The following is a 14,087-nucleotide window of genomic DNA, read 5'->3' as shown; positions in this document are numbered from 1 at the left end:
AGACTCCAGGCATAAAAACGTGCCGCCCGGGGAGGGGCCGGGGTTCCGGCTACATGTACAGCGCCTGGAGAGCAACGACCTCGGCGCTGTCCTTTGCCTGCGCGTAGTCATCGAGGGGGTCGGCGTTGACCTCGAGGAACCGGAGTCCCCACCCGAACGGGGCGAGAACGTCGTGCGCCTGTTCCTTCTCACCGAGGATGTAGAGGGTTGCGGCCATCGCCTCCACGGAGGTGAGCCGGAACGGGCGGCCGAAGTTCACCGGGTTTGCGGCGACAAGGAAAGGAAGGGCCCGGCGGTTGCGCCAGGAGGCGACGGTGCCGGTATCGAGCACCTCCCAGGAGCAGTCGAGCGCCGTTATCGAGGGGAGGTTCCGGTCGGCGGGGGAGACCGCTTGCTCCGCCGTCGGGTCGAGGAGAAGGGTCGAGCGGGGGATCTTTGCGATGCTCGTGACGATCCGGACAAGCCCGCGCCGGGCGAGTTTCTTCACCGTGCATTTCCGGGGGTCGCAGGTGTCGTCCCGGTAGGCGTAGAGCGGTATCATCTGTCTTGTTATGGTACGCCATCGAGATACTATCAATGTACGTGCTCATCGCTCCCTGCATACAGAATCCCGCGTACCGCGCCCGTGGAATAACGACCGATGAGGACATCCGTTCTTTTAGCCGGGCTGCCAGGCGGTGCCGGCGCTTCTCGGTCGAGATGGTTCCGCTCCCCTGCCCGGAGACGATCTACCTCGGCGCAGGCCGTTCGCCGGGCTCGTTCCTCGATAACCTCGCAACCGATGAGTTTGCAGCCCTCCTCGATCAACTTGAGGCGGAGGTCCGTGCCGCGATACGGGAGCGCGGAGAGCCGCCGCTCGCGATTGTCGGGGTGGACTCCTCCCCGACCTGCGGGGTGAACGCCACCTACTACTCGTCGGAGAAACAGCCCGGGCGCGGGGCGTTTCTCGCCCGGTTCCCGGATATCCCGGCGATCGACGTGAAGGAGTTCGCCCGCTACCGTATCTACCTCGCGGCCCCGCTCTTCTCGGAGGCTGAGAGGACCTACAACCTCGCGCTCCGTGACCTCCTCGAAGCGCATCTCTTCGACGTCTACCTCCCCCAGGAGGTGGGGGACACGAGCCACACCCGGGGCCGGGAGGAGCACCGGGCCATCTTTTCGCAGCACACCGCGGCGCTCCGCGACGTCGATACCGTCGTCGCCGTCATCGACGGCGCGGACGCCGATTCCGGAACCTCGTGGGAGATGGGGTATGCGTATGCCCTCAAAAAGAAGGTCGTCGCGCTCCGCACCGACTTCCGGATCGCCGGGCATCACGAGCGGGTCAACCTGATGCTCGAAGAGTCCGCCGGGGTGGTCACGAGAAAAGAGGATCTCCCCCGGGCGCTCGGGTCGCCGCTTCCGGCCTCAGGGTGACGCCGGCCGCTTCTTCTCCATCGAGAGGACGTTCTTTCCGTCCTTGCGGGCGTAGGTCACGCTGTCCGTCACCGTCCGGATGAAGTGGATACCGAGCCCCCCGATCGGCCGCTCTTCCACGGGAACGTCGAGAGGAGGAGGCGGGGCGGTGAGCGGATCGAAGGGAACGCCGTCGTCGGTGATCGTCACGCGGACGGTTTCGTCGTCCGCGGTGCAGGCGATCGAGATCGATCCCGGCTCCCCGCCGGGATACCCATAGAGGACGATGTTGCTGCAGGCTTCGTCGACGGCGAGCTGGATTGCAAAGACGAGTTCGCCGCCGCACCCGGCGAGGGTCTCCGCGAGGAATTCGGCGATCGCCGGAAGCGCGCCGAGATTCGCCCGCACGGTGAGTTCCGCCATCAGACCACCCGGAGAACCATGAGGGTCAGGTCGTCGAACTGCGGCTCGTCGCCCGAGAACGCCACGACCGCGTCCCGGATTCTCTCGACGATCTCGGCCGCCGGCCGGTCAAGGCAGCCGGTGACGGTCTCGATCAGCCGCGTCTCCCCGAACTGCTCCTCGCCGGGGTTGATCGCCTCGGTGACGCCGTCGGTGTAGAAGAGGACGAGGTCTCCGCTCTCGAGGTGGAGCGTCTCCTCGCCGTAATCCGCCTCCGGCATGACCCCGAGGATGATCCCGGTTCCTTTCAGCCCCGTGGGCCGGCCGCCGCCCGCCCGGAAGAGGAGCGGAGGGTTGTGCCCCGCGTTGACGTAGGTGAGCGTCTTTTTGCCCGGGTCGGCGACCGCGTAGAAGAGGGTGACGAACATCCCGGACTTTGCGTCCTCGGCGATCAGGATGTTGGCCTCGCTGACGGCCTCGCGGGCGCTCCGGGGGACCAGCGAGTTCGCCCGCAGCACTGTTCGGGAGAGCGCCATAAAAAGCGCCGCCGGGACGCCTTTTCCCGAGACGTCGGCTATGACGAGGGCCGTCCGGCCGCCGGGAAGGGGGATGGCGTCGTAGAAGTCCCCGCCGACCTCCTTTGCCGGAAGCGAGAGGGCGGCGAGCTCGAAGCCCGGAACTTCCGGCAGCCGTTCGGGGAGGAAACTCATCTGGATGTCGTGTGCGATCTTCAGTTCGGCCTTCTTGCGTTCGAGTTCCGAGAGGAAGGTATCCCGCTCCTCCTTCGTCTGCCGCTCGGCGATCAGGTTCCCGATGATGAACGCGAAGATAAAGACCCCGGTGGCGTTGGCGACGATCATCGGAACGGCCACCCCCTCGACGACCCCGAGCGCCTGGTCGAACGGCCGGCAGAGGAGGAGGGTGATCCCCATGTGGAACGCCTCCATACCGACGGCGAAGAGGACTGCGCCGTGCATTCCGATGAATTTGCGCCCGGCAAGGAGGAAGATCAGCCCTCCGAAGAGCCCCGCGAGGATGGTCGCGGTCGCACACGGGACGGCGGTGAACCCCCCGATGGAGAAGCGGTACGCCGCGCCGATCAGCCCGGCGCCGAGCCCCACCACCGGGCCGCAGGCGAGCCCGCCGACCATGGGGCCGAGGTCGCGGACGTTTGCCGTGGCGCCGAGGATGGTGAGGCCGCTTTCGGTGCCGTAGATTGAGAGCGCTCCAAAGAGGAGGATGAGGGTCGCCTGGCCCTTCCAGGTGAAGATCCCGTCGAGCACCTGCGTAAACGACTTCGTCCGCGTGATCAGGTAGGCGACCACGACGATGACGCAGATCATCTGCAGGAGCACGAAGAACATATCGCCGAAGACGAAGGACGCCATACCGGTCTACCGCCCGTGGTGCCGCTCAGGGCCCCGCTGGAAATCCGGCAAGCGCGGTTGCCTCGTCGGGAGAGAGCAAGAAGATCCGGTGGAACCCCGCCATGGTGAAGACCTCGAGAATCTGCGGCTGTGCGCAGGCGATCCGGAGCGCCCCGCCGTCGGCCTTCAGCCGCTTCAGCGTGGCAAGCAGCACCCGGAGCCCGGAACTGCTGATGTAGTCAAGTTCGCAGAGGTTGACGAGGAGGTTTCTCCCTCCGGCGTCGAGCACCCCGTTGATCCGCTCCTGTGCCGTCTCCGAAGAGCCTGCATCCAGCCGCCCTTTCACCGTGACGATATCGATGTTACCGTTTCTCTTCTCGGTGATCTCAACGTGCCCGCTCATTTAATGAGTTTTTTGTTCTGATGGAAGATAGACATTGCTCTCCGGTTTCGGGCGTCCTGGAGGGAGAGCGCAAAAAGAGGTATTTTATGGTGTGTGATAACCATGCGGTGCCTGCGGGGAGTCCCGGGGCGGTTGTGCCACCCGCCCCGGTGCCGCATGCCACCGTGCCGGTATGAGTGTTTAGAGAGGTGTGCCTGTCTGCACCGGGTCTCTTCCGGTGCATCGTGACGTTGATGCAGTCAGCGTGGTGAATGTTCCGTTCACCGATCCCAGCCGTTCTTGTGCCGGCCCGGGTCCGCCGTGCCTGTGCGGTCCGGGTTGTCGGAGAGATTCCCCGTCTCTCGACTCTGGGGATCATATGTTGACCATCCGATTATTTATGGTTTTCTGTTATTGCCTTGCATTGAGGTGTGGCGTTGTGTGTAGCGACATAGCATGCAGCACTGCAAAACCCTATATCTCCCGGCGCGAAACACTATTTGCACATGGATCCCACTACCGACGCACTCTCTCTCCTGCTCCGAGCCCTGAAAGAGCATCCGCGTGGCATGTCGGTCTCCGATCTTGCCGCTGCCGTCGGGATCAACCGGAACACCGTCTCCCGGTACCTCGATGTCCTCCTGGTATCGGGCCAGGCGGAGATGGAGACCTACGGGAAGGCCAAGGTCTTCTACCTCTCGCAGAGGGTTCCCATTGCCGCCATGCTCAACTTCTCGTCGGATCTCGTGCTGGTACTCGACCGGGACCGCCGGATCGTCCAGGCAAACGACGCCGTCTGTTCGTTTGCAGGGAGGGAGCGGGACGCTATCATCGGGAACTCCATCGAGACTTCGCCGCTCGCCGCGTTCGACCACCCGCTGATACGGAGCCGGATCACCGACGCCCTGGGCGGCCGCGAGGTCACCGAGGAACTCCGGTTCCTGCGGCACGACCAGGAACTCTTCTTCCGGATCAAGTTCCTCCCCACCGTCTTCAATGACGGAGCGCCGGGCGTCACCATCATCCTCGAGGACATCACCGAGGGGCGCCGGGCCGAAGAGGCCCTGCGCGAGAGCGAGCTCCTTTTCAGAAGCCTCGTCGAGAACATCAGCGACCTGATCCTGAACGTCGACGAAGCCTGCACGTTCACCTACGTCAGCCCGAAAAGCCGGGAGTTCCTCGGCTACGCACCCGAAGAGATGCTCCGAAAAACCCCGTGCGACTTCATGCCCCCGGAGAAGGCGGAGCCGGTCAGGGAGCAGTTTGCCGCGCTCCTCGACGATCCGAGACCGCGAGTCCTCTTTGAATGGACGATGCTCCACCGGGACGGGAGCCCCGTCGTCCTCGAGGTGAGCGCAACACCGGTCTACGACGTTATCGGCGACTTCACCGGCTACCGGATGGTCTGCCGCGACGTCACCGAACGGGCGCGTGCCGCAAAACGGGTGGCCCAGTGGAAGTCGTTCCTCTACTCGGTGGTCAACAACATCCCGAGCATGGTCTTTGTCCGGGAAGTGGAGGGGAACACGTTCGTCTTCTCGAACAAGGCCGCCGAGACGTTCCTCGGGATGACGCAGGAGGAGATGGTGGGAAAACGGGCCGCGGAGATCTTCCCGCCGGAGATGGCGGCCTTCTTCGCCGACGGCGACCGGGAGCTCGTGGAACGGGCGGCCGCCCTGGAGAAGGAGATCCGGATCCCGGGCGGCCGGATGCTCTCCGCGAAGAAGATCCCGATCTTCAGTTCAAAGGGCATGCTGAAGTACATGCTCGGGATCGCCGAGGACGTCACCGATCGCGCCGCCGCGGAGATTCACCTGATCGCCGAGCGCGACCGTGCGCAGGGATACCTGGAGGCGGCGGGCGTGGTGATCGCGGTGATCCGGGCCGACGGCACCATCGATCTCGTCAACCGGAAGGCGAGCGAGGTCCTGGGATACTCCGAGGGAGATCTCGCAGGAAAGAACTGGTTTGCAACGGTCGTCCCCGAACGGCTGCGGAAGCGGCTCGCGCAGAACTTCAGCCGTCTCGTGGCCGGCGGTGCCGAGCCTCCGCCGTTCGAGGAGAGTCCGGTCGTCACGCGGGACGGGCGGGAGCGGCCGATCCTCTGGCACAACGCCCTTCTGCGGGACGCAGACGGCAACGTCGTGGCGATGGTGAGCTCCGGCGAGGAGATCGCGGAGTAGCCGGTTTTCCCGTGAAAACACGGTCAAAGCGCGGGACCACCAATCTCTTCCGTACCGGTGTTTTTCCCGCTCCCCCGCGCGGATTAAGAGTCATCTCTTAAATATGCCGCGGAGCACATAGAGTACTGGTGACAACGTTGGACATAATCTCCATTGTCCTTATCGTCGTCGTGGTGCTGGTCGTCATCGGCGTCGCGGCGGCAGCAATCGGTATCTACAACCGGTTCTTCTCCCTCAAAAACTCCGCCGAAGCGACGGTCGGGCAGGTGAAGGTCGCGATGAAGAAGCGGCTGGACATGATCGAGCAGCTCCTCGGCGCGGTGAAGAGTTACGCGACCTTCGAGAAGGAGACCCTGACCGGGGTGACCGAGATGCGGGCGCGCATCGGTAGCGCCGGCCCGGGCGACCTGAACGACCTCGAGCGCGAGTCCCGGTCGGTTCTCGGGCGGCTGCTCGCGGTCGCGGAGAACTACCCCGATCTCAAGACCTCCCAGACGGTGCAGAACCTGATGGGCGCGATCCAGGGTGTCGAGGACGAGATCGCCCGGCACCGCTACACCTACAACAACATCGCCCAGCAGTACAATACCATGACCGACACGATCCCCTCGAACCTGATCGCCGGCGTCATGGGTTTTAAGAAGCTCGAGTACCTGGAGTTCGGCGAGGAGATCGAGCGGGTCCCGACGATAGCGTTCTGATGAACCATGCGGATAACTGAGCGGCAGCAGATACTCACCCTTCTCGCCGTCACCCTGGTCATCGGGGTGCTGGCGGCCGTCGGAGCGAACGCGCTCCCCGCCCTCTTCCGGGGAGACCTGGAGGTTGGGCACTACGACGCGGTCTTTTACGAGAACGGAACCCTGGTCGAACGCTACACCTACGACGTCCGCGCCGCAGGCGAGTACCGGATGCTCTTCCGCTACTGGGACGCGCCGCTCGTCTTCTCCGCAATCGACCGGCCGCATATCGAGTTCGTCGGGATGATTGCCCCGCCCGGAACCATCGGCTACGTGAAAGATGACCGGGGCGAGGTGCGGATTGCCGCCGGAATCTCGACCTCCTCGGACATCTCGACGATCCGGGGTCTTGCATTCGATAATGAGGTTGGCCTCTACAACCCCGGCTACTTCGCCCCGGGCACCTATACGGTGGAGTACCGCTACCAGGTCCGGCCGCCGATCGAGTACGACGAGGAATGGGCGCACCTGAACCTGAAACTCGTGGACGAGCACGTCCCCTACCGCAGCCTCCGGGTCACGCTGCCGTTCGCCGGGCAGATCGAGGAGGTCTACACGCATCCTCCGACCCTTGAGGTCGAGCGGACGGCGGAGTCCGTCATCATCACGGGGGCCGCCCCGCAGGACGACGCGCTGAACATCGAGATGATCCTCGACCCCGCGTTCATGGAAGAGATCGACGGATTCCCCGAGTACGTCCCGGACGTGCGGCAGCAGACGGCCGACGCCCACCGCTGGCCCTCGTTCCTCTATGCGGCGGCGAACGTCCTCTACACCCTTGCGACCGTCCTCGTCCTCGCGATGCCGTTCATTCTTCTTGGCGTCTACCTCCGCTACGGCAGGGAGAAGCAGTTTACCGTGCCGGAGTACCTGAGTTTCACGCCGAACACCGCGCTCAAGCCCTGGCAGGTGAACCTCCTCTTCAAGGGCGACGCACTTGAGTTCGACGAGAACGGGTTCTACGCGACGATCCTCGACCTCCACCGGCAGAAGAAGATCGTGGTGACCGAGAAACCGGACGGCAAAGGCGTCACGGTCCGGATCGTCTCGGGGGAGTCGACCGATCCTTACGAGCAGCGGGTGCTCAACTTCCTCGGCAACATCGCCGACGATCACGTTGTGGACACCGCCGATCTCGAGGAGTTTGCCCGGACCGCCCGGCGGAGCCCCGGCTACCAGCACCGGATCGAGCAGTACCAGCAGTCGCTTGCCGGCCTGACCCGGGATGTGGACACCTCGCTCGCCCACCGGTATATCAAGGACGGCCGGACGATGATCCTCCCGCTCGTCTTCCTCGGCGCCATCCCGTGCGGGCTATCCATCCTCGCGTTCATCCTCGCGCCGGGAGCGGCCTATCTCCTGATTCCGGCAAGCGTCCTCTCCTTCATCGCCGCGGTCCAGGTCGGGATCGCAGCTCTCTTCCCCTCGACGCTGTTTGGGTTCTGGAAGGGCGACCACTACAAGGAGAAACTCGAGTGGGACGCGTTCTCCTACTTCCTCTCGGATCTCGCGCTGATCCGGCAATATTCTCCCGCCGACCTCTCGATGTGGGGAGAGTGGCTGGTCTACGGGACGGCGCTCGGCCTCGGCGATAAGGTGGAGCAGGCGATGAAGAACCTGCATATCGACCTCCCGGACGTCGGGGTGCCGCTCTACTCGAACATGCCGGTGATATTTGCCCCGATCGTCCTCTACTCCCCGCCGTCGAGCGGCGGCGGCAGCGGCGGGTTCGGTGGCGGCGGGTCGTTCGGCGGTGGCGGCGGCTTTGGGGGCGGCGGCGTCGGGGGACGCTGACTGCTCCTTTCGATAACTTTTTTCCCGGCTGGTGCCCGAAGTCTCTTCGGGCGGATAACTCCGAATCCCTTCGTAGTTAAGGCAATTTACTTACCCCGGACGGCGCAATGTATCGGTGTTGATGCTTATGACGGGATCCAATCCGAACTATATGGTCATCGTCCTCGTTCTCTTCGGGGCCATCGTCGCCTGCGGCTGCATCGCCGCCGGGGGAGATGAGACGGCGACCGACCGCGTCTCCGGGAACGGAACGGTCACCTACATCGATCTTGAAGGCGGTTTCTACGGTATCGTCGCCGATGACGGCGAGCACTACCTCCCCACCGACCTCCCGGCGGAGTACCGGCAGGACGGTCTTCGCGTCGTGTTCGTCGTTGATATCATGAACGAGACGGCAACCATCCAGCAGTGGGGGACGCCGGTCGAGGTTGTCGAGATCGCGGCGGGCGACACCCGGCGGACGGTCCTAGCGAACGCCACGGTCACCTACATCGATCTCGAAGGCGGGTTCTACGGCCTCGTCACCGATGACGGCAGGAACTACCTGCCCGGAAACCTCCCGGCGGAGTACCGGCAGGACGGTCTTTCGGTGCAGTTCAGCGCCGACGTGCAGGACGATGCAGCGGGAATCCAGATGTGGGGAACCCCTGTGGAGATCCGGTCGATCGAGGTGATTGAAGGCGTCCTGCTCGTTTCGGGGAACGCCACGGTCACTTACATCGATCTTGAAGGCGGGTTTTACGGCCTCGTCGCCGACGACGGCAACTACCTCCCGCTCAACCTGAACGAGTCCTGGCAGGTCGACGGCACGAACGTGACGTTCGTTGCCCGGGTGCTGGAGAACACCATGACCGTCCAGCAGTGGGGAACCCCCGTCGAGATCATCGCCATCGATACGGCAGGGAACGCGACCTACGTCGCAACGACCGGGACGGTCACTTACATCGATCTCGAGGGCGGGTTCTACGGGATCGTCGCCGACGACGGGGAGCGCTACCTCCCGCTCGACCTCGACGAGCGCTACCGGGTCGACGGTATGCGGCTCACCTTTGCCGGTGAAGTCTCCCGCGACGCCATGACCATCCAGCAGTGGGGCACCCCGGTCGAGATCCTCGCCGTCCCCTGGGCCTGCTCTGCATGCGGCGAAACTGCCGGGATCGCGAACCCGGCCGCGGTCTGGTGCATCGAGCAGGGCCACGCCTACGAGATCCGGAAGAATCCCGACGGCAGCGAGTATGGCGTCTGCATCTTTGCAAACGGGACCGTAGTCGATGAGTGGGACTACTACCGACAGACCCACTGACCCTTTTTTTTGGCAGAGCGCAAGCGTCGCGTGTACCTTTTTCCCCTTCCGCATCGAAGAACAACCATGGACGTGATGGACAGAACGACTGCGCTGATCGGTATCCTCCGCGCCGGCAGCAGTGCCGACCGGATGACGGCTGCGGCGGAGCTCGCCGCACTCGGCCCGGCTGCCCTTCCGCCGCTTCTTTCTGCGCTCGACGATCCCGATCCCCGCCTCCGGATGTGGGCGGCCTACACCCTCGGGATGATCGGGGATACCGGAGCGGTTCCGGCGTTGATGGAGGCGCTCGAGGACGCCGATCCCGCCGTCGCAAAATGGGCGGCAGCCGCCCTCCGCCGGATCCGGGACGCGGCCGGCGGTTGCGGCTGCCGGTTCTGCTGAATTTTTTACCGCCGCCTGCCGGCGAGCGCCAGGGCGAATCCGACCGCTGCTACGGCCAGGGCGGCCGGGAGCGGCGCTGCGGTCGGTGTCGGGGTTGCCGGTTCCGTCGTCGCGGTGGGTGTTGGGGCCTCTGTCGGTGCGGTCGTGGGAACCGTCGTCGGGGGTGCGGTCGTCGGAGTTGCCGTCGGCGTGGCCGTCACGGTCGCGGTGGGTATCGGCGTTGCGGTCGTATCCACTCCGACACGGTTTGCTACCGTGAACGTCACCGGCTTGGAGTCGGGAGCGTAGGCGTCGAACCCCGAAGGCGTCCTCCATACGGCCCGGACGGAGTAGGTTCCCGGCCTACCGATGTCGCCGAGCCGGACTGCGCCCGGTCTCGCGGGGTCGTCGGTGTAGAACCGGGTCGAACTGACGTTCAGCCCGGCCAGGTTGACCCCCCCGATCCTCGTCGTCTCCGCACCGCCCGGTGTGGTGAGCACGATATCGATCGTCGCCGGGTAGACGCCGCCCGCCTCGTAGAACGCCCCGACGTCGGGGGCGGATACCCTGAAGGCTATCCGGGTGTTCGGGGAGACGGTCAGCCCTTCCAGGGGCTCGTTGTGGTAGGGGTTCGCGAGCACCACATCGAGGAAGAGCCTCGGTTCGCGGATCATGACCTGCGCCGTCGCCCCGTCCGTGGGGTTGAAGGCGTAGTATGTCCCGTAGTCCTCATCCAGGTAGATGTCCTGCACGTCGAAGTTCGTGTCGTCAGTGACCGGGATGCTTCTTTCGGCCCCCCGGTTGGGGTCGTCGTTCTGGTACTTCCGCAGTTCCGTGACGCTGTTGTTCGTGGCCGGGTCGCGGAGCTGGGAGAGGTCGAGCCCCTCTTCGTAGACGAAGATGGTGTCGTAGGGCTGGATATCGTTGATCGCCGGGCCGCGGGCTCCGGCCTGCCCTGCAGAGAGGGCAAGGAGACAGACGGCGAGGAGGATGACGGGGCCTCGCCTGCGGATCCACTCTGGTCCCATGAGATTCCCTGTGCTGATTTTACTGATATAGGTTGGTGTGACGGCGCGGCGATCCCCCTGCATCCGGCCCCGTTCAGGCCGCAGTGCGTTCTCCCGATCGTAGGCGTGAAGCCGACAGGGGGGTCGGAGTTGGCCGTAAACCGCCAGAATCGCGCGCAATCAGATTCCTTACCCTTAAATATTCTCTTCACCAATTTCTGACGATGAGTAAGGTCGCCGTAATCGTTGCATCGTTACTTGTTTTCTTTGCGATCCTGGCGATCCCTATCGATCCCACCGTCCTTGCGCCCGAGGCCAGGTCCGTTGCGGCAGTCACCGTCCTTATGATCCTCTTCTGGGTCACGGGCGTCATCCCCCTCGAAGCGACCGCCCTGCTTCCGCTGGTTCTCTTCCCTGCGCTCGGGGTTCTCTCGCCGGTGAAGGTGGCGGAATCGTACGGCAACGAGGTGATCTTTCTCTTCCTCGGGGGGTTCATCATCGCGATGTCGATGCAGCGATGGGGCCTGCACCGGCGTATCGCCCTGCATATCATCCGGTTCGTCGGTACGAGCCCGAGACGCCTGGTGCTCGGGTTCATGGTCGCCACCGCGTTTCTCTCGATGTGGATCTCAAACACCGCCACGGCGATGATGATGATCCCGATCGCGGTCGCGATCATCCTGACGATCCTTCCGGGGACCGACCGGACGCTTCAGGGCCTCGATGAAGAACAGCGGGCACTTGCCGGATGCCTGATCATCTCCATCCCCTATGCCGCGAGCATCGGGGGAATCGCCACGATCATCGGTACGCCCCCGAACGGGATCTTCATCTCCCAGCTCGCAACGATCTTTCCTGACGCACCCACCATCGACTTCTTCACCTGGATGAAGTTCGGTGTTCCGTTCGCCGCTGTATTCCTCCTCATTGCCTGGATATGGCTCACACAGGTCCCCTACCGCCGGATGGTGACGACCCTCCCGAGCGCGAAGGGGATCATCCGGGAAGAACTTGCGAAACTCGGTTCGATCTCGATCGGGGAGCGGTGGACGCTCATCGTCTTCACCCTGACTGCTCTTGCCTGGATATTTGCTCAGACAAAAGAGATCGGCGGGTTCATCGTCCCGGGTCTCGATATGCTCGTTCCCGGGATCAAAGACTCGACCATCGCGATCTTCGGGGCGCTTCTCCTCTTCGTCCTCCCGGTCGACATGAAGAAGGGTATCTTCACGATGGACTGGGAGTGGGCGGTGAAGATCCCCTGGGGCATCCTGCTCCTCTTCGGCGGCGGCATCGCCCTCTCGAACGGGTTCATTCAGAGCGGGCTTGCCGCGGCGATCGTCAACGGCCTCACCCTCATCCACGGGCTCCCGATCGTTCTCCTGGTCTTTGTGGTGGCTCTGGGTGTCTCGCTTGCGACGGAAGTCTCCTCGAACACCGCCATTGCCGCCGTCATGATGCCGATCATGGCGGTTACGGCCGTCAGCGTGGGGATCAGCCCGATCATCCTGATGCTGACCGCGGCGGTCTGTGCATCGATGGCGTTCATGTTCCCGGTCGCCACGCCGCCGAACGCCGTCGCCTACGGGAGCGGTTACATCACTGCAAAAGACCTCCTCCGGTCCGGCTGGGGGCTTACTTTCATCGGGGTCGTGCTCTGGACGTTCTTCCTCTTCACCGTTGTCCTCTGGGCGATCGGGATCCCCCTGGATCTCCCGGCCTGGGCGCTCTGATCCCCCGGCACCTATTTTACCTCGTGCGTCTATCCCGGCCGGATGACAGGCAACCGGTATCACGACCCGGTGGTGGAGACGCTTGCGCGATCGGATCTCGATACGCTGATCGACGAGCGGATCCGCCTGACCGTCAGGTACGCGAAGGAGCATTCGCCTTTCTACCGCCGGTGGTTCGAGCGGCATAACATCCGCCCGGAGGCTATCCGGGATCATGAAGACCTCCGGGACCTCCCTATCATCTCCGGGGCGACGATCCGGCGGTACCAGCCCCCGCACGAGCAGGAGTTCTGTTTCAAGAGCGTCCCCTGGGAGGCGGTCTTCACGGTCAACGAGACCTCCGGGACGAGCGGTATCCCGAAGAGTTTCTTCCTCACCTGGGAGGACTGGGAGCGGTATGCGGAGAAGTACGCCCGGCTTTTTGTCTCGCAGGGGTTCGAGGCCGGCGACCGGGTGGTGGTCTGCGCTTCCTACGGGATGAACGTCGGTGCGAACACCATGACCCTCGCCGCCCGGGATATCGGGATGGCGATCGTCCCGGAGGGGAAGTGCACCTTCCCGGTCAGGGTGATGGAACAGTACCGCCCGACGGCGTTGATCGGGAGCATCTTCAAGCTCCTGCGGCTCGCCCGCAGGATGGAGGCGGAAGGGCACCCGCCCGAGGACTCGGGCGTGAAGCGCCTCGTCGTCGGGGGCGAGAGTTTCGCCCCGGAATCGAGGCGTTACCTGGAGGAGGTCTGGGGATGCCCGGTCTACAACTCCTACGGGAGCACCGAGGGGACGATGTGCGGCGAGTGCACCCGCCAGGCGGGGCTCCATGTCCCCGAGGATCTGGTTCACTTCGACCTCTACGATCCCGGGATGAACCGGTTCGTCCATGACGGCGAGACGGGGAGGCTGGTCTATACGACGCTCCTTGCGCCGGGCAAGAGGGCGGGGACGCTTCTCATCAACTACGATACCGAGGATACCTGCTCGGTCGTCTCCCGGGAGCGGTGCGACTGCGGGCGGACGCATATGCGGATCGCCTCCCCCCGGCGGGAGGCGGAGACGATCCGGATCGGGGATATCGCGCTCAACCGGGTGGACGTGGAGGCGGCGGTCTTTGCGCCAGAGAACATGGCCCACCTGAACGGGGAGTACGAGGCGTTCATCTACGGCGGCGACGAGGCGGGGGAGACCATACTCCGGGTGAGCATGGAGTGCTTCGATCCCGCCCGCGTCGATGCGGACGAGATCAAAGAGACGTTCCTCGCCGCCCTTTTACGCTCGGTTCCGGCTCTTTCGGGGGCATACGAGGACGGGTCGCTCCAGATTCTCTGCAGCGTCGCGCCACCGGGCGGGCTCGAACTCCACCGGGCGCCCGGCCGGCCGAAGCGGATCGTCGACCGGCGGTAGGGTGCGAAGGTGGGGGCAGC

13 protein-coding genes are annotated in these 14,087 nt (G+C 64.3%); 8 read left to right on the top strand and 5 right to left on the bottom strand.

Annotation, left to right across the window (positions count from 1 at the left end; genetic code table 11):
* Nucleotides 1-49: 49 nt before the first annotated feature.
* On the bottom strand, nucleotides 50-541 hold the full coding sequence (locus tag MchiMG62_RS00925; RefSeq protein WP_221057490.1) for a DUF367 family protein: 492 nt from the start codon (nucleotides 539-541) through the stop codon (nucleotides 50-52).
* Nucleotides 542-576: 35 nt separating this feature from the next.
* Between MchiMG62_RS00925 and MchiMG62_RS00920 the strand changes: the two genes are divergently transcribed.
* Nucleotides 577-1,416, top strand: a complete 840-nt coding sequence (locus tag MchiMG62_RS00920; RefSeq protein WP_221057489.1) for a nucleoside 2-deoxyribosyltransferase — start codon at nucleotides 577-579, stop codon at nucleotides 1,414-1,416.
* Here the strand turns inward: MchiMG62_RS00920 and MchiMG62_RS00915 are convergent.
* From MchiMG62_RS00915 to MchiMG62_RS00905, 3 genes are read right to left on the bottom strand one after another with little or no spacing between them, the layout of a single operon-like run.
* A complete protein-coding gene (locus MchiMG62_RS00915; protein WP_221057488.1) occupies nucleotides 1,408-1,818 on the bottom strand; it encodes an ATP-binding protein in 411 nt (136 codons plus the stop codon). The two genes, MchiMG62_RS00920 and MchiMG62_RS00915, sit on opposite strands and share 9 nt — an antisense overlap.
* Nucleotides 1,818-3,185: a PP2C family protein-serine/threonine phosphatase gene (locus MchiMG62_RS00910; RefSeq protein WP_221057487.1), complete on the bottom strand. Its 1,368-nt coding sequence runs from the start codon at nucleotides 3,183-3,185 to the stop codon at nucleotides 1,818-1,820. Before MchiMG62_RS00910 ends, MchiMG62_RS00915 begins: the two co-directional genes overlap by 1 nt.
* Before the next feature lie 25 nt (nucleotides 3,186-3,210).
* Nucleotides 3,211-3,567 carry an STAS domain-containing protein gene (locus MchiMG62_RS00905; protein ID WP_221057486.1) on the bottom strand — a complete coding sequence of 119 codons (357 nt, stop codon included), beginning with the start codon at nucleotides 3,565-3,567 and terminating at the stop codon, nucleotides 3,211-3,213.
* Between the two features lie 485 nt (nucleotides 3,568-4,052).
* Here MchiMG62_RS00905 and MchiMG62_RS00900 point away from each other — a divergent pair, with 485 nt between their 5' ends.
* From MchiMG62_RS00900 to MchiMG62_RS00880, 5 genes are all read left to right on the top strand, one after another.
* Nucleotides 4,053-5,729, top strand: a complete 1,677-nt coding sequence (locus MchiMG62_RS00900) for a PAS domain S-box protein (RefSeq protein ID WP_221057485.1) — start codon at nucleotides 4,053-4,055, stop codon at nucleotides 5,727-5,729.
* A gap of 125 nt (nucleotides 5,730-5,854) precedes the next feature.
* Nucleotides 5,855-6,430, top strand: coding sequence for a LemA family protein (locus MchiMG62_RS00895; protein WP_221058571.1), 576 nt, complete (start codon nucleotides 5,855-5,857; stop codon nucleotides 6,428-6,430).
* Nucleotides 6,431-6,436: 6 nt separating this feature from the next.
* A complete protein-coding gene (locus MchiMG62_RS00890) occupies nucleotides 6,437-8,263 on the top strand; it encodes a DUF2207 domain-containing protein (protein ID WP_221057484.1) in 1,827 nt (608 codons plus the stop codon).
* A 127-nt stretch (nucleotides 8,264-8,390) separates the two neighbouring features.
* Nucleotides 8,391-9,566: a putative hemolysin gene (locus tag MchiMG62_RS00885; protein ID WP_221057483.1), complete on the top strand. Its 1,176-nt coding sequence runs from the start codon at nucleotides 8,391-8,393 to the stop codon at nucleotides 9,564-9,566.
* A gap of 66 nt (nucleotides 9,567-9,632) precedes the next feature.
* Nucleotides 9,633-9,950 (top strand): HEAT repeat domain-containing protein, encoded by a 318-nt coding sequence (locus MchiMG62_RS00880; protein ID WP_244987746.1) that lies wholly within the window; start codon nucleotides 9,633-9,635, stop codon nucleotides 9,948-9,950.
* Between the two features lie 5 nt (nucleotides 9,951-9,955).
* Here MchiMG62_RS00880 and MchiMG62_RS00875 read toward each other — a convergent pair whose 3' ends face one another.
* A complete protein-coding gene (locus tag MchiMG62_RS00875) occupies nucleotides 9,956-10,957 on the bottom strand; it encodes a DUF3821 domain-containing protein (RefSeq protein ID WP_221057482.1) in 1,002 nt (333 codons plus the stop codon).
* A 203-nt stretch (nucleotides 10,958-11,160) separates the two neighbouring features.
* On the opposite strand from MchiMG62_RS00875, the gene MchiMG62_RS00870 reads away from it, so the two are divergent.
* Nucleotides 11,161-12,669, top strand: a complete 1,509-nt coding sequence (locus tag MchiMG62_RS00870; RefSeq protein ID WP_221057481.1) for an SLC13 family permease — start codon at nucleotides 11,161-11,163, stop codon at nucleotides 12,667-12,669.
* 42 nt (nucleotides 12,670-12,711) lie between these two features.
* Nucleotides 12,712-14,067: a coenzyme F390 synthetase gene (ftsA, locus tag MchiMG62_RS00865; protein WP_221057480.1), complete on the top strand. Its 1,356-nt coding sequence runs from the start codon at nucleotides 12,712-12,714 to the stop codon at nucleotides 14,065-14,067.
* Nucleotides 14,068-14,087: the final 20 nt, after the last annotated feature.

It is taken from the genome of Methanoculleus chikugoensis (genome assembly GCF_019669965.1).
GTDB classification, from domain to species: Archaea; Halobacteriota; Methanomicrobia; order Methanomicrobiales; family Methanoculleaceae; genus Methanoculleus; species Methanoculleus chikugoensis.
Note: the sequence above shows the minus strand (reverse complement) of the source record. Positions and strands in the feature narration are given on the sequence as shown.

What these genes read in the sequence shown, in the direction of transcription:
- MchiMG62_RS00925 (WP_221057490.1), bottom strand. Translation starts at nt 541, where the DNA reads ATGATACCGCTCTACGCCTACCGGGACGACACCTGCGACCCCCGGAAA.
- MchiMG62_RS00920 (WP_221057489.1), top strand. Translation starts at nt 577, where the DNA reads ATGTACGTGCTCATCGCTCCCTGCATACAGAATCCCGCGTACCGCGCC.
- MchiMG62_RS00915 (WP_221057488.1), bottom strand. Translation starts at nt 1,818, where the DNA reads ATGGCGGAACTCACCGTGCGGGCGAATCTCGGCGCGCTTCCGGCGATC.
- MchiMG62_RS00910 (WP_221057487.1), bottom strand. Translation starts at nt 3,185, where the DNA reads ATGGCGTCCTTCGTCTTCGGCGATATGTTCTTCGTGCTCCTGCAGATG.
- MchiMG62_RS00905 (WP_221057486.1), bottom strand. Translation starts at nt 3,567, where the DNA reads ATGAGCGGGCACGTTGAGATCACCGAGAAGAGAAACGGTAACATCGAT.
- MchiMG62_RS00900 (WP_221057485.1), top strand. Translation starts at nt 4,053, where the DNA reads ATGGATCCCACTACCGACGCACTCTCTCTCCTGCTCCGAGCCCTGAAA.
- MchiMG62_RS00890 (WP_221057484.1), top strand. Translation starts at nt 6,437, where the DNA reads ATGCGGATAACTGAGCGGCAGCAGATACTCACCCTTCTCGCCGTCACC.
- MchiMG62_RS00885 (WP_221057483.1), top strand. Translation starts at nt 8,391, where the DNA reads ATGACGGGATCCAATCCGAACTATATGGTCATCGTCCTCGTTCTCTTC.
- MchiMG62_RS00880 (WP_244987746.1), top strand. Translation starts at nt 9,633, where the DNA reads ATGGACGTGATGGACAGAACGACTGCGCTGATCGGTATCCTCCGCGCC.
- MchiMG62_RS00875 (WP_221057482.1), bottom strand. Translation starts at nt 10,957, where the DNA reads ATGGGACCAGAGTGGATCCGCAGGCGAGGCCCCGTCATCCTCCTCGCC.
- MchiMG62_RS00870 (WP_221057481.1), top strand. Translation starts at nt 11,161, where the DNA reads ATGAGTAAGGTCGCCGTAATCGTTGCATCGTTACTTGTTTTCTTTGCG.
- ftsA (WP_221057480.1), top strand. Translation starts at nt 12,712, where the DNA reads ATGACAGGCAACCGGTATCACGACCCGGTGGTGGAGACGCTTGCGCGA.